This window comes from Streptomyces sp. NPDC057617 (assembly GCF_042800555.1).
GTDB lineage: Bacteria > Actinomycetota > Actinomycetes > Streptomycetales > Streptomycetaceae > Streptomyces.
The window spans coordinates 303,250-316,157 of the sequence record NZ_JBHVGV010000007.1 but is presented as its reverse complement, the minus strand read 5'-3'; the positions used below and the strand labels follow the sequence as shown (position 1 = coordinate 316,157).

At 70.7% G+C, this 12,908-nt stretch carries 12 protein-coding genes; 7 read left to right on the top strand and 5 right to left on the bottom strand.

Annotated elements, in window-relative coordinates; all coding sequences use genetic code 11:
- The first annotated feature begins 44 nt into the window (after positions 1-44).
- The 7 genes from ACFU9P_RS19825 (at position 45) to ACFU9P_RS19795 (ending at position 7,253) form a co-directional block, all read left to right on the top strand.
- Entirely contained in the window at positions 45-998 is a 954-nt protein-coding gene (locus ACFU9P_RS19825) for a carbohydrate ABC transporter permease (protein ID WP_384082448.1), read from the top strand.
- Positions 995-1,834, top strand: a complete 840-nt coding sequence (locus ACFU9P_RS19820) for a carbohydrate ABC transporter permease (protein WP_376383465.1) — start codon at positions 995-997, stop codon at positions 1,832-1,834. The genes ACFU9P_RS19825 and ACFU9P_RS19820 overlap by 4 nt, the downstream gene beginning before the upstream one ends.
- Positions 1,835-1,896: 62 nt before the next feature.
- On the top strand, positions 1,897-3,225 hold the full coding sequence (locus tag ACFU9P_RS19815) for an ABC transporter substrate-binding protein (RefSeq protein ID WP_384082444.1): 1,329 nt from the start codon (positions 1,897-1,899) through the stop codon (positions 3,223-3,225).
- 73 nt (positions 3,226-3,298) lie between these two features.
- Positions 3,299-4,513, top strand: a complete 1,215-nt coding sequence (gene mgt, locus ACFU9P_RS19810) for a macrolide-inactivating glycosyltransferase (RefSeq protein WP_384082441.1) — start codon at positions 3,299-3,301, stop codon at positions 4,511-4,513.
- A 413-nt stretch (positions 4,514-4,926) separates the two neighbouring features.
- Complete coding sequence (locus tag ACFU9P_RS19805; protein WP_384082438.1) at positions 4,927-6,180, top strand: S8 family peptidase; 1,254 nt, start codon at positions 4,927-4,929, stop codon at positions 6,178-6,180.
- 112 nt (positions 6,181-6,292) lie between these two features.
- Complete coding sequence (locus ACFU9P_RS19800) at positions 6,293-6,895, top strand: DUF1697 domain-containing protein (RefSeq protein WP_384082435.1); 603 nt, start codon at positions 6,293-6,295, stop codon at positions 6,893-6,895.
- On the top strand, positions 6,888-7,253 hold the full coding sequence (locus ACFU9P_RS19795) for a DUF4440 domain-containing protein (protein ID WP_376383455.1): 366 nt from the start codon (positions 6,888-6,890) through the stop codon (positions 7,251-7,253). The genes ACFU9P_RS19800 and ACFU9P_RS19795 overlap by 8 nt, the downstream gene beginning before the upstream one ends.
- A gap of 64 nt (positions 7,254-7,317) precedes the next feature.
- On the opposite strand, the gene ACFU9P_RS19790 is transcribed toward ACFU9P_RS19795, so the two are convergent.
- The 5 genes from ACFU9P_RS19790 to ACFU9P_RS19770 all read right to left on the bottom strand — a co-directional run bounded on the left by ACFU9P_RS19790 (position 7,318) and on the right by ACFU9P_RS19770 (position 12,906).
- Positions 7,318-8,127, bottom strand: coding sequence for a sirohydrochlorin chelatase (locus tag ACFU9P_RS19790; protein ID WP_384082432.1), 810 nt, complete (start codon positions 8,125-8,127; stop codon positions 7,318-7,320).
- A 25-nt stretch (positions 8,128-8,152) separates the two neighbouring features.
- Complete coding sequence (locus ACFU9P_RS19785; protein WP_376383451.1) at positions 8,153-9,109, bottom strand: ABC transporter permease; 957 nt, start codon at positions 9,107-9,109, stop codon at positions 8,153-8,155.
- Positions 9,096-9,887 (bottom strand): ABC transporter ATP-binding protein, encoded by a 792-nt coding sequence (locus ACFU9P_RS19780; RefSeq protein WP_376383449.1) that lies wholly within the window; start codon positions 9,885-9,887, stop codon positions 9,096-9,098. Before ACFU9P_RS19780 ends, ACFU9P_RS19785 begins: the two co-directional genes overlap by 14 nt.
- Positions 9,888-9,972: 85 nt before the next feature.
- Positions 9,973-11,094: an aliphatic sulfonate ABC transporter substrate-binding protein gene (locus tag ACFU9P_RS19775; protein WP_376383447.1), complete on the bottom strand. Its 1,122-nt coding sequence runs from the start codon at positions 11,092-11,094 to the stop codon at positions 9,973-9,975.
- A gap of 279 nt (positions 11,095-11,373) precedes the next feature.
- Positions 11,374-12,906, bottom strand: a complete 1,533-nt coding sequence (locus ACFU9P_RS19770; protein ID WP_384082427.1) for a sulfate adenylyltransferase subunit 1 — start codon at positions 12,904-12,906, stop codon at positions 11,374-11,376.
- Positions 12,907-12,908 lie beyond the last annotated feature (2 nt).

Here is a 12,908-nt window from a genome sequence, read left to right as displayed (position 1 = left end):
CGGAACGTCATCAGGCTCATAAGCCGCTCGAAGGAGTCGAATTGGTGACATCGGCGACCGCGGTGGAGAGATCCGGCAAGGAGCGGTCCCGAAACGGCCGGTCAGGGAGCGGCAGGCCCGGCAGACCTCTCGGCCATGGCGCCTGGTTCCTGGTGCTGCCCGCGCTGATCCCGATCCTGGTGCTGAGCGTCGGCCCCCTGCTGTACGGGATCGCGCTCGCCTTCACCGACGCGCAGTCCGGCCGTACCGAACCCACCGAGTGGATCGGCGCGCTCAACTTCCGGGACCTGGCGCACGACACCCTCTTCTGGGACTCGTTCGGGATCGGCCTGCTCTGGGCGGTCGGCGTGACCGTCCCGCAGTTCGTCCTCGCCCTCGGTCTGGCCCTGCTGCTCAACCAGAACCTGCGCTTCCGCTGGCTCGCCCGCGCCCTCGCGATCATCCCCTGGGCGATGCCCGAAGTCGTCGTCGGCATCATGTGGCGGCTGGTCTACAGCCCCGACGCCGGAGTCCTCAACGAGACCCTCCGCGATCTGGGCCTCGGCGAAGGCCGGGACTGGCTGAGCGGACTGGCCACCGCCCTGCCCGCGGTGATCGTCGTCGGTATCTGGGCCGGCATGCCGCAGACGACCGTCGCCCTGCTGGCCGGCCTCCAGAACACCGCGCAGGAGCTGCACGAGGCCGCGGCGCTCGACGGCGCGGGCGCCTGGCGCCGGTTCCGTACGGTCACCTGGCCCGCGCTCCGGCCGGTCGCCCTGGCCATCACGGCGCTCAATTTCATCTGGAGCTTCAACGCCTTCGCCCTGGTCTATGTCCTGACCAACGGCGGCCCCGGGGGCCACACCCGGCTGCCCATGCTGTTCGCGTACGAAGAGGCCTTCCGCTACGGCCAGTTCGGCTACGCCGCGGCGATGGGATGCGTCATGGTGGCCGTGATCGCGGTGCTGCTCTCGCTCCAGCTCGTCGGACGGCTCAGGCAGGGGGAGGAAGGGCGATGAGCCTTCGTACCAGCGGGTCCGCGCGCGCCGGACAGTATCTCGCGCTGCTCTGCTATCTCGTCTTTCTCGCGGTGCCGTTCCTCTGGCTGCTCTCCACCGCCTTCAAACCCGCCAGGGAGCTGGGCAGTCTCCACCCCACCTGGATCCCGCGGCAGCCGACCCTCGACAACTTCCGGCAGGCCTTCGACGAACAGCCACTGCTGAGGGCCGCGGGCAACAGCCTGACCGCCGCCCTCGCCGCCGCCCTGATCGCCGTCCTCATCGCGACCCCGATGGCCTATGTGATGGCCCGCACGCGCGGCAGACTCGCGGCGGCGGCGACCGGCTGGGTGGTGATCAGCCAGGCGTTCCCGTTCGTCCTGGTGATCATCCCGCTCTTCCTGGTCCTCAAGAACCTCCATCTCATCAACTCCCTGGCCGGGCTGGTCGCGGTGTACGTGGTGTGGGCACTGCCGTTCGCGCTCTGGATGCTGAGCGGCTATGTCCGGGCGCTGCCGGCCGAGCTGGAGGAGGCGGCGGCCGTGGACGGCGCGGGCCGGATCCGTACGCTCGTCTCGGTCACCGCGCCGCTGCTGGCCCCCGGCATCGTCGCCACGGCGCTCTTCGCCTTCATCACCGCCTGGAACGAGTTCTTCTTCGCACTCGTCCTGCTCAAGTCCCCGGAGAAACAGACCCTGCCGGTCGTCCTCACCCACTTCCTCGGCGCGGAGGGCGTCGCGGATCTGGGGCCGCTCGCCGCCGCCGCGTTCCTGGCGACGCTGCCCTCGCTCCTCGTCTTCGCGCTCATCCAGCGGCGGATCACGGGCGGGATGCTCGCCGGGGCGGTGAAGAGCTGATGAGGCTTTCGGACAGGTGGTCCCGCATGAACGGGGGGTCCCGCATGAACGGGTGGTCCCGGATGAACGGGAGGTCCCGCACGTCCCGCACACGGAAGGCCTCGGCAGCGGCGGCCGTACTCGCCCTGCTGCTCGGTGGCTGCTCAGGGGACGGTGATACGGACGGAGCGGCGCGCGGCGGCCGGATCACCCTGCGCTTCCAGTCCCTGGCCTGGCAGGACGAGTCGGTCCGCGCCAACAAGGAACTGGTCGACGAGTGGAACGCGGCCCATCCGGACATCCGGGTCGAGTACGTCCAGGGAAGCTGGGGCAGCGTCCATGACCAGCTCCTCACCTCCTTCGAGGGCGACGAGGCACCGGACATCATCCATGACGCCTCCGACGACCTCGCCGACTTCGCGTACGGCGGCTATCTCGCCGATCTCGGCCCCCTGCTGCCCGAGCGCCTCAAGCGGGACATCCCGCGGCGGAGCTGGGACACGGCCACCTTCGGCGGCGGTGTGTACGGGGTGCCGTTCCTCCAGGAGCCACGGGTCCTGATCGCGAACAAGAAGCTCCTCGAAGGATCCGGTGTCCGGATCCCGACCCCCGAAGCCCCCTGGACCTGGCCCGAGTTCCGGCGGATCAGCGCCGAACTGACCGAGCGGATGGGGCCCGGGAAGTACGCCGTCGCCTGGCCGCTGAAGGACCCCGTCTCCGCCACCCTCAATCTGGGGCTCTCGGCGGGCGGGCGGCTCTTCCACCGGGACGCGGACGGCAAGGTGACGATCCGCTTCACCGAGGGGGACGCGGTGGTGCCCGGCACCATCCACGACCAGGTCAACACGGACGGCAGCGCGTCCGGGGCGACTCTGGGGATGGGCGGCTCCGACACCCTGCCCGGTCTGTTCGGCGGCAAGTACGCGATGGTCCCGCTGGGCTTCTCGTACCGCCAGCAGATCATCCAGCAGGCGCCGGAGGGGTTCGAGTGGACCGTACTGCCCGCCCCGGCCGGCGGGGCGGACGGCCTGGCCCAGGGGGTGAGCCCGCAGACCCTCTCGATCGCGGAGGACAGCCCGTACAAGAAGGAGGCCGCGCGGTTCGTCGACTTCCTGCTCCGGCCGCCGAACATGGTGCGACTCGCGCACGGTGACTGGATGCTGCCGACCGGTACGGAGGCCCTCAAGGACCCGTCCCTGCGGGTGGCGCGCGACGGCTGGGCGACGGGGGCGGCACTCGCGCGGGAGCTGCGGCCGGCCCCGGCGCAGTCGGTGCGCGGCTATCCCGAGTGGAAGGACAAGGTGGCGACCCCGGCGCTCCAGGAGTACTACAGCGGCGCGATCGGCCGTGCCGAACTGGAGAAGCGCCTCGTCGAGGACGGCAACCGGGTGCTGGCCCGCTACCAGCGCTGACGGGCAGGCCGGTCGGCCGTCCGGGGCGAATATCGGATTGCACGAGACGTCTCGTCGTTTTTACGGTGAGGGCATGACCTTATCCCGCCCCGCCCATATCGCCATGTTCTCCATCGCCGCCCATGGGCATGTGAATCCGAGCCTCGACGTCATCCGGGAGCTGGTCGCCCGAGGCCACCGGGTCAGTTACGCGATCCCCGCCCTCTTCGCAGAAAAGGTCGCGGCGACCGGCGCCGAGCCGGTGATCTACACATCCGTACTGCCGGGGCCCGACGACGACCCGGAAGCCTGGGGCACGGAACTGGTCGACAATCTCGAACCGTTCCTCGATGACGCGATCCAGGCGCTGCCGCAGCTCGCCGCCGCGTTCGAGGACGACCTGCCCGATCTGGTCCTCAGCGACATCACGTCCTATCCGGCCCCGGTCCTCGCGCACCGCTGGGGTGTCCCGTACATCCAGCTCTCGCCGAATCTGGTCGCCTGGGAGGGGTACGAGGAGGAGGTCGGCGAGCCGATGCTCGCGGAGCTGCGGGCTTCCGAGCGTGGCCGTGCCTACCGCGCGCGCTTCGCGGACTGGCTGGAGGAGCAGCACATGGACCACACCGACCAGGACCGGCTGGTCGCCAGGCCCGGCCGCTCCCTGGTGCTGATCCCCAAGGTGCTGCAGCCGCACGCCGACCGTGTGGACGAGTCCGTGTACACCTTTGTCGGCGCCTGCCAGGGTGACCGCGCGGATCAGGGCGAGTGGGAGCGTCCGGCCGGGGCGGAGAAGGTCCTGCTGGTCTCGCTCGGCTCGGCCTTCACCAAACAGCCCGCGTTCTACCGGGCGTGTGCAGAGGCCTTCAGCGGTCTGCCCGGCTGGTACGTGGTGCTCCAGGTCGGGCCTCACGTGGACGCATCCGCACTGGGCGAAGTGCCGGACAACATCGCGGTGCGTCACTGGGTGCCGCAGCTCGCCGTACTCCGGCAGGCCGACGCCTTCATCACCCACGCGGGTGCGGGCGGCAGCCAGGAGGGCCTCGCGACGGGCACGCCGATGGTCGCAGTACCGCAGGCGGTCGACCAGTTCGGCAACGCCGACATGCTGGTCTCGCTGGGTGTGGCCCGGCGCCTCGACACGGAAGAGGCGACACCGGAGGCGCTGCGGGAGGCGGTTCTGGCGGTGGCCTCCGATCCGGAGGTGGCCAAGAGGCTCGCCGGGATCAAGCGCGAGATGGCGGCAGAGGGCGGCACGCCAAGGGCGGCCGACCTGATCGAATCGGCGCTTCCGGCCCCGGGCCGTGTCTGACACATCCAGTCTGCTAACTCCCGTCCAACTCGGCCCTGGCACCCTGACGCGCCCGAGTGCCCGTACCGAACGGGAGCGGCGGCCCGCAGTGCCGTCGTCCGTGGAAGGTGGGGCCGAGATCGGGCCAATTCGCTGTCGTTGCCGGTGTGCGGGGAGAGGGGCCCGTTCCTCCCGGTGTCGGTCATATCTCCGGCATGAGGGAGCGAAGCCCCGTGTCACAGGCGGAGGTTAACGGGCGAGCCCGGCGCTTTCCGGACTGGCCGATTCCTTATGGGGATTGAGGTTTACCAGGTCACCGCCACCACGGACTCTTGATCTGGACTCGTCAATCGGTCAGGGTTTCGAGCCAGTCCGCCGGAGACTTCCGTCCGCCGGGCGTCCCCCCACAGAAGATGACGAGGAGCTCCCTCTTCATGGCAACTCAACAGCGTGCGAGCAGGATCAAACTCACCGCCGCCCTCACCGCACTCGCCGCGGCGGCCGGAATCACCGCGCTCACCTCCCCCACAGCGGGCGCGGCTCCGGCACAGGGCGTGGTGTACGGAAACGACGCCGAGGGCGCGGTGCCCGGCAGCTACATCGTGCTGCTCAAGACCGGTGCGCAGGCCGGTCAGCAGGCCGGTCTCCGGGCCGGCGCCAAGGCCGCCGACAGCAAGAGCGCGAAGCAGGAACTGGCCAAGGAGTACGGAGGTGTGCTCAAGCGGAACTACGGCACGGCCCTCCACGGCTTCTCGGCCAGTGGTCTCACCGAGACGGAGGCCAGGCGGCTCGCGGCCGACCCGGCCGTCGCCAAGGTCGTCCGGAACAAGACCTTCACCATCAACGCCACCCAGGACAACCCGCCCTCGTGGGGCCTGGACCGGGTCGACCAGACCGCCACCACCGGGGACAACGCGTACACCTATCCGGACAGCGCCGGTGAGGGTGTCACGGTGTATGTCATCGACACCGGTGTCCGGATCACCCACGCCGACTTCGAGGGCCGTGCCAGCTACGGCTACGACGCCATCGACGGTGACGACTCCGCCGACGACGGCTACGGACACGGCACACATGTCGCCGGGACCATCGCCGGTGCCGCGCACGGTGTCGCCAAGAAGGCGAAGATCGTCTCCGTACGGGTTCTCGACGACAGCGGCTTCGGCACCACGGAGCAGGTCATCGCCGGGATCGACTGGGTCGCCGCGAACCACCAGGGCCCGTCCGTCGCCAATATGAGCCTCGGCGGCGGCGCCGACCCGGCCCTCGACGAAGCCGTACGGAACGCCATCGCCACCGGGGTCACCTTCGGTGTCGCGGCCGGCAACAACTCCTTCGACGCGAGCCAGATCTCTCCGGCGCGGGTCGAGGAGGCCATCACGGTCGCCTCGTCCGCCGTGGACGACACGCAGTCGTACTTCTCCAACTTCGGCCCGATCGTGGACCTCTACGCGCCGGGGTCCAGCATCACCTCGGACTGGAACAACAGCGACACCGCCACCAGCACCATCTCCGGCACCTCGATGGCGACACCCCATGTCGTCGGCGCGGCCGCCCTCTACCTCGGCGCCCACCCGGACGCCACCCCCGACCAGGTCGCCACGGCCCTGACCGACGGTGCCACCCCCGGCGCGATCAGCAACGCGTCGCCGGACACCGCGAACAAGCTGCTCAAGATCGTCGAGTAGCAGCCGAGCAGCAGTACGGCCCATAGCAAGCCAGTTCGCGCAGGCGGCCGTCGCGCCCTCCCCCACGGGGCGCGGCGGCCGTCCCGTCGCCGGGATCTCCTATCGTGTGCTCATGACGACGACGTACGCGGCACTCCTGCGCGGAATCAATGTCAGCGGCCACAAACGGGTCCCGATGGCCGAGCTGCGCGAGGTGATCTCCGGACTCGGCCACCGCGATGTCCGCACCTACCTCCAGAGCGGCAACGCGGTCTTCACCACGGACTCCACCGGCGTCGGCGACTCCACAGGCTCTCGCGACTCCACAGGCTCCGGCGACTCCGCCGATGAGAGCGCTCTCGCCGCCGGTCTGGAGCAGGCCATCGAGGAGCACTTCGGGTTCCGCGTCGACTGTCTCGTACGAGGCGCCGCCTATCTGCGGGCCGTGGCCGAGGAATGCCCCTTCCCCGCCGCCACCCTGGAGGGCAGGCAGCTCCACGCCACCTACTTCTCCGAGCCGGTGGACCCCGAGCGCCTCGCCTCCCTCGACCCGGCCGCGTACCTCCCCGAGGAGTTCCGGCTGGGCGACCGGGTGCTCTATCTGTACGCGCCGAACGGGGTCGGCCGCTCCAAGCTCGCCGAAGCGCTGGCCAGACCGGGCCTGTTCAAGGGCATCACCGCCACCAGCCGCAACTGGAACACCGTCGTCAAGCTGGTGGAGCTGACCCGTGGCTGACCACCGTACGTCCGCGATCTCCGCGGCCATCGAGGCGGAGCTGCGCCTGCTCGACCCGGCGGTGCGCTCCTCCGCCACGCTGTTCGCGGAGCTGCTCCACCCGGACTTCAGGGAATTCGGCTCGTCCGGCCGGGAATGGGACCGCGCCTCGATCGTCGCCGAGCTGACCGCGAAGGGCGCGGCCGGGCCGCGGCCGATCACCACCTCCAAGATGCGGGGTGTCCAGCTCGGCCCCGATGTGGTGCTGCTGACCTTCGACACGGACTCCAACGGGCGGCGGGCGCACCGCAGTTCACTGTGGCGGCGGACGGAGAAGGGCTGGCTGCTCTACTTCCACCAGGGCACCCCCTTCGGCTGAGGCCCAGCAGGCCCACCAACCCAGCAGGCCCACCAGCCGCGCAAGCCCGGGCCCAGGCTGTGCCTCAGGCCGAGACCGGCACAGGGCCCGCCGACGCCACCCGTTCGTCGTACCGGCGCAGCAGCAGCCGCGCCAGCTCCGGAGCCGCGCCCAGAACCGGCGCCAGGACATCCGCGCCGCCCTCACGTGCGCCGTTCGCGATCCGGTCGGGCAGGAAGCCGGGGGCGATCACATACGGCGCCACCGCGATCCGGCGCACGCCCTCGGCGCGCAGCGCCCGTACCGCGTCCTCGGTGCGCGGCAGGGCGGCGGAGGCGAACGCGGGCCGCACCGCGCGCCAGCCGCCGGTATGCCGCCACTCCCGCGCGATCTCCGCGATCACCGCGGCCGCCTCGGGGTCCGAGGAGCCCGCGGAGGCCAGTACCACCCCGGTCGAGGCCCGGTCGGCGGCCCTGAGCCCCGCCTCGTACAGCCGCCGCTCCAGCGCCTCCACGAGCAGCGGTGAAGGGCCGAGCACCTCGGCCTGCCGGATCAGCGGGTACGGATGGCGCGCCCGCGCCTCGCGCAGCATCGCCGGGATGTCGGCCTTGGCGTGGAAGGCGCGGGTCAGCAGCAGCGGCAGGGCCACCACCTCCCGTACACCCTCCAGCGCCAGCCGGTCCAACAGCCCTGGCACAGCGGGGGTGTTGAAGTCCAGAAAGCCCGTCTCCACCCGCAGTCCCGGGCGCAGTACGCGCAGCCGCCCCGCCAGGGCGTGCACGGTCGCGGCATGCCGTGGATCACGGCTGCCGTGTGCGACGACCAGCAGGACCGGCCCCGGAACGGAGCGCTGAACGGACCGCTGACCGGCGTGCTGAACGGACAGGTGGCGCATGGGAATCAGCTCTTCACCACGGCGATCAGCTCTTCACCAGGAGACCGCGGCCGCGCAGCACCCGCCGCTCCAGCGGGCTGAAGATCAGCAGATCGATCGCGATACCGACGATCAGGATGAGGATGATGGCGAGGAACACCATGGGCATGCTGCCGACCGTACGGCCGTTCTCCAGCAACTGCCCCAGCCCCACGCCCAGATCGGGCGAGGACGCGATGATCTCCGCGGCCATCAGCGAGCGCCAGGAGAACGCCCAGCCCTGCTTCAGCCCCGCCAGATAGCCGGGCAGCGCGGCGGGCATCACGATGTGCCAGGTGCCCCGCAGTCCGGTCGCGCCGAGCGTCCGCCCGGCCCGCAGGAACAGCGGCGGCACCTGATCGACCCCGGAGACCAGGCCGTTGGCGATGGAGGGGACCGCGCCGAGCAGGATCACCGCGTACATCATCGAGTCGTTCAGCCCCAGCCAGATCACCGCCGGCGGCACCCACGCCACCGAGGGCAGCGACTGGAGCCCGGACAGGATCGGGCCGATGGCCGCGCGGACGAACCGTACCCGGGCGACCAGCAGCCCGAGCGGCGTGCCGATCGCCAGCGCCAGCAGGAAGCCCAGCAGACCGCGCGAGACACTCGTCCAGATATAGCCGAGCAGGGTGCCCTGCGCCCAGGCGTCGGCCACCTCGTCCCACACCGCCGTCGGCGACGGCAGCTTGTAGTCGTCGGTGATCTTCGCCCAGACCAGGACCTGCCACACCACCAGCACCAGCGCGACGGCGACGAAGGGCGGGAGGACCTTCTGGACCAGGGTCTGGCGCAGCGGAGTGCGCCGGGTCTGTACGGTGTCCAGCGCGTCGAGCCCGGCCTCCAGGCCCGCCAGATCGTGGTGCGGTGCGGGGGTCCCGGGCTCCGTGTCCTCGGGCGCGGGCCCGGCCGCGCTCCCGTCGGGTGCCGCGCCCTTCGATGTCGTCGTCTCAGTTCCGGCCATGGCGGCGGATCTCCCCACGCAGTTCTTCGGTGATCTCGACGGACAGCTCCGCGACCGCGGGGTCCTCGATACGGCGCGGCTGCGGGATGTCCACCCGCCACTCACGGGCCACCCGGCCGGGCCGCGACGACATCAGTACGACGCGCTCGGCGAGCCGTACCGCCTCCCGTACGTTGTGCGTGACGAACAGCACCGACAGCTCCGTCTCGCGCCAGATCCGGGTCAGCTCATCGTGCAGCACATCCCGGGTGATGGCGTCGAGCGCCGCGAACGGCTCGTCCATCAGCAGCAGTTGGCTGTCCTGGGCGAGCGCCCTGGCCAGCGCCACCCGCTGCCGCATCCCGCCGGACAGCTCGTGCACCCGCTTGCCGTACGAGCCGTCGAGGCGGACCAGACCGAGCAGCCGCTCCGTCTCGTCGCGCCGCTCCTGCTTGGGCACCCCGCGCAGCCGCAACGCCAGCTCGATGTTCTTGCCGGCGGTCAGCCACGGGAACAGCGCGTGCTCCTGGAACATCAGGGCCGGCCGCCCGCCGGGTGTCGCGATGGACCCGGCGGACGGACGGTCGAGCCCGGCGACCAGATTGAGCAGGGTGGACTTCCCGCACCCCGACGCTCCCAGAAGGGTGACGAACTCGCCGGGGGCGACATCCAGCGTGATGTCGTCGAGGACGAGCTGCTGCCCGGCCGGCGTCACGAAGGACTTCGAGACATGCGCGATACGGGCGGCGTGGTCCACCGCCGGGGTGCTCTCGGCGGCCTTGGTGAGGGTTGTCACCATGGTCGTCACCTCCTGGGAACGGTGCGGGATCGGAGTCAGGATCGGGTACGGAGCCGTGTGCGGTCGCGCGATCGCGGCTACGTGGTTACTTGACGCCGAGACCGGCGTCGGCGACCTCGGGCTGACCGGCGGCCTTGAGCACCTTGTTCAGCGGCCCCAGGTCGTAGATGCCGTTCAGATCGGGCTTCTCCAGCAGACCGGCCTTCACCGCGTGGTCGGCCTCCGCCTGGAGCGTGGCGGCCAGCGGGTCGTTGATGATCTGGATCGACTCCCACGCCGGGTCGAGGACCTCGGGCGGCAGCGCCTTCCCCGAGAGCGTTTTCAGCGCCTCGTTGGCGGAGGCCTTCGCCTGCGCCTCATTGGCGTTGATCCACTCGTTGGTCTTCACCGAGCCGCGCAGCACGGCCTCGACCACGTCCGGGTGCTCGGCGAGGAACTTCTGCGACACGATGATGTTCGTGATCACGAACTTCTTGTCCGGCCACAGGTCGGACTCGTTGAGCAGTTCCTTGGCACCTTCGGCGACCAGCTTGGACGCGGTCGGCTCCGGCACCCACGCGCCGTCGATGGAGCCCGCCTTGTAGGCGTCCGGGGTGATCTTGTTGTCCGTACGGACGACCGACACATCGCCCTTGCCGGACTGCGCGTCGACCTTCCAGCCCTTCTCGGAGATCCAGTTGAGGAACGCCACGTCCTGGGTGTTGCCGAGCTGCGGGGTGGCTATCTTCTTGCCCTTGATGTCGTCCAGGGTCTTGATCTTCGCCGGGTTGACCACCAGCTTCACGCCGCCGGAGGCCGAACCGCCGATGATACGGAGGCTCTTGCCGCCGGTCTGGGTGTAGCCGTTGATGGCGGGGGAGGGGCCGATGAAACCGATGTCGATGCTGCCCGCGTTGAGGGCCTCGATCTCGGAGGGGCCGGCGTTGAAGGTCGAGGGCGCCACCTTCGTACCGCCCAGCTCCTTCTGGAAGATGCCCTCCTGGATGCCGACCAGAGCCGTGGCGTGGGTCAGGTTCGGGAAGTAGCCGATCTTCACCGTGTCGGCCGAGAGCGCCTTGCCCGAGGCGGCGGGGGCGGCCTCTTCGGAGGACTTGTCGGAGGCGGACTCCGAACCGTAGCCGCAGGAGGTGAGCGCGACGGTGAGCAGGGGCAGTGCGGTCGCGACGGCGGCGAGACGGCGGCGCGCGGTGGTGCGGGAGGCTGGCACGGGAGGGGTTCCTCTCGTTGGCCCGGCGCTCACGCCCTTCCGGAATACGGGGGCGCGGCCGGGAAGTCGGCAGGTCTTCGGCGGTGCGGGGGGTTCGGGTGATGCGAGAGACAGCAGAGGTACGGGAGGTGCGGGTACGGCGGGTGGGGGGTGCGGGCGCGCGAGCGGTGCGCGTACGTCTTCACGCACATCGCGCCACCCCGCCCGTTCCCGCGCCGAGTGCGCCGCTGCCGACGCGGCCGCCCTCCTTCGCGAAGGTCGCGAACACATCCATCACCATCAGAAGTCCCAGCCCTCGTCGTCGGCGGTCCCGGCGGCGGCCCGCGTCGCGGCGCCGTCGGCGAAGGCGTCGCCCGCCATGCCGGCGCTCAGCGTCGTACCGTCCGCGGGGTCGATCAGCAGGAAGGATCCGGTACGGCGGGAGTCCGCGTAGGCGTCGAGCGCGAGCGGCTCCGCCGTACGGACCCTGACCCGGCCGATGTCATTGGCGACCAGCTTCCCGGGGGCCGGGTGCTGGGAGAGATCGTCCAGCGTCAGCCGCGACGGGATGTCCTGGACGATCGCCTTGACCGTACGGGTGGTGTGCTTGAGCAGCACCCGCTGCCCCACGGTCAATGGCGCGTCGGCGACATGGCAGACCGTCGCCTCCACCTCGCGGGTCGTGGCGGGCGCGTTCGCGCTGGGGGCGATCAGATCGCCGCGCGAGATGTCGAGGTCGTCGGTGAGCCGGAGGGTCACGGACTGCGGTGCCCAGGCGATGTCCACGGCGGAGCCGGGGCCGCTGCCGGTGCCCAGCGCGTCGATGGCCGCGATGGTGCTCGTACGGCCGGACGGCAGGACGGTCACCGGGTCGCCGACGCGCAGCACCCCGGAGGCGATCTGGCCCGCGTAGCCGCGGTAGTCCGGGTAGGCGGCGGTCCCCGGGCGGATCACATACTGCACCGGGAAGCGCGCCGGGCGGTTCGCCTGGTCCTGGCCGACCGGGACGGTCTCCAGATGCTCCAGCACGGTCGGGCCGCCGTACCAGTCCATGTGCGCGGACGGCTCCACCACATTGTCACCGGCGAGCGCGGAGATGGGGATGGCGGTGATCTCCGGGATGCCGAGGTCCGAGGCGTACGCCGTGAACTCCTCGGCGATGGCGGCGAACACGGGCTCCGCGTACTCGGCCAGATCCATCTTGTTGACCGCGAGGACCACATGCGGGACGCGCAGCAGCGCGGCCACGGCGGCGTGGCGGCGGGTCTGTTCGACGACACCGTTGCGGGCGTCGACGAGGACGACGGCGAGTTCGGCGGTGGAGGCGCCGGTGACCATGTTCCGGGTGTACTGCACATGGCCGGGGGTGTCGGCGAGGATGAAGCGGCGCCGGGGCGTGGCGAAGTAGCGGTAGGCGACATCGATGGTGATGCCCTGCTCGCGCTCGGCACGCAGTCCGTCGGTGAGGAGCGCGAGGTCGGGGGTGTCCTGGCCGCGGTTGCGGGAGGCGTGCTCGACGGCCTCCAACTGGTCGGCCAGCACGGACTTGGAGTCGTGGAGGAGGCGGCCGACGAGGGTGGACTTGCCGTCGTCGACGGAGCCGGCGGTGGCGAAGCGCAGGAGCGTGGTCGCGGAGAGCCGCTCGGCGAAACCGTTCTGCACGGCGACCGATGGCTGGGATCCGGCGGTCGGCGCGGATCCGTTGCGCGCGGCGGCCGGTGCGGAAGCGTTCTGCGCGGCGGGACCGTACGGCTCGGCGGATCCGTTGCGCGCGGAGGCAGCGTCGGCGGATCCGGTGGGCGGCGGGGTGGTGGGCCCGGTGGCACTCGTCATGG